The sequence below is a fragment of the Gilliamella sp. wkB18 genome (assembly GCF_001690875.1).
Classification (GTDB): domain Bacteria; phylum Pseudomonadota; class Gammaproteobacteria; order Enterobacterales; family Orbaceae; genus Gilliamella; species Gilliamella apicola_A.
In genome coordinates, this window is record NZ_LZHM01000078.1 from 1 (window position 1) to 1,567 (window position 1,567).

Consider the following 1,567-nt stretch of genomic DNA (forward strand, 5'->3'; position numbering starts at 1 on the left):
ACTACCCCCCTAAAGTACAACAAGCCCTATTAGATAGCCGTTTGGAATGGAGCGTGCGTGACGAAAAAACAGGAAAGTTAGTTGATTATGGAAATTCATAATATAAAAACACGTTTTAAAACAATATTTAAAATAATATTTAAAACAATAACAACAGGATATAAAATCGATGTACGTTGGTGAATTTTTATTGTGGTTTGGTAGCGCCATAAAAGCCGAAACTCGCAAAAAATTAAAAATGGGCTATACCAGTGGCGATATGACGCTAAAAGAAGTCCAAAAAAACTACACTCAAGAATCCGTCAGCAATAACCCCAGACCAATAGGACCTTACTACGCCTATAACGATCGCTATTTAGAGATCCGTGGCGGCATGTTTGAAAATTTTCGGGGGATTTTGACTTGGATTAGTTTACTTATTTTTTTGATTCCTTATGTTAGCTGGAATTTAGGATTTGAAATAGCTTTAAATATATATAATTATGAAGATGACGGTATTATATCTGGGATATTTTTTATAACAATATACATAATTATTACTGTAATTTTATCCTACTTATTGATTCGCTATTTCCGCTATATTTATCGTTTTGAGCTGTTTACCATCCGTCATATTCGGGTACGGTTTAATCGAATTACAAAGCAAGTATATATTCAGCGCCCTAAATATTGCGGTGGCACGGTGGTATTTAAATGGGAACATATTATGCCGTCCAACTTTGGCGAAACCGGCTCGGATATGGGGGGGACTAATGTCGTTAACTTGTTTACTTTTCACCCTTATAAAACTGGCTTTCCGGTTGCTCAATCCGTCGGCATTGGCAAAAACACCTATAACCCTCAAGACTATAAAGACGAATGGGAATTTATCCGCCGGTATATGGAGCACGGACCCGAAAACTTGCCAAAACCACGCCTAAGCACCCATTTACCCATGCCCTTTCATGGTTTTGAAGGACATGTAAAGCCCATGATCCATGCTGCTAAAAATGCACCAACTGCATGGGTATATTTACTGCTTATTCCTGTATTTTTAATTTTATTACCGTTTTACACGGTGGGGTACTTTATTTCGGAATGCCTGTGTTGGCAACCGCGATGGCCAAAAGTTATACGCCAAGCCGGTAAAGCAGGCAAACCGATCCCGAAGGAAACCACCTTAGCGGACTACCCCCCTAAAGTACAACAAGCCCTATTAGATAGCCGTTTGGAATGGAGCGTGCGTGACGAAAAAACAGGAAAGTTAGTTGATTATGGAAATTCATAATATAAAAACACGTTTTAAAACAATAACAACAGGATATAAAATCGATGTACGTTGGTGAATTTTTATTGTGGTTTGGTAGCGCCATAAAAGCCGAAACCCGCAAAAAATTAAAAATGGGCTATACCAGTGGCGATATGACGCTAAAAGAAGTCCAAAAAAACTACACTCAAGAATCCGTCAGTAATAACCCCAGACCAATAGGACCTTACTACGCCTATAACGATCGCTATTTAGAGATCCGTGGCGGCATGTTTGAAAATTTTCGGGGGATTTTGACTTGGATTAGTTTACTTATTTTTT

The 1,567-nt window shown here is 38.4% G+C and carries 2 protein-coding genes; both read left to right on the plus strand.

The window, feature by feature from the left end:
• Positions 1–169 precede the first annotated feature (169 nt).
• Positions 170–1,267: a DUF6708 domain-containing protein gene (locus A9G48_RS08370; RefSeq protein ID WP_065576068.1), complete on the plus strand. Its 1,098-nt coding sequence runs from the start codon at positions 170–172 to the stop codon at positions 1,265–1,267.
• 44 nt (positions 1,268–1,311) lie between these two features.
• On the plus strand, positions 1,312–1,567 hold a 256-nt coding region (locus A9G48_RS08375), incomplete at its 3' end, for a hypothetical protein (RefSeq protein ID WP_141672988.1).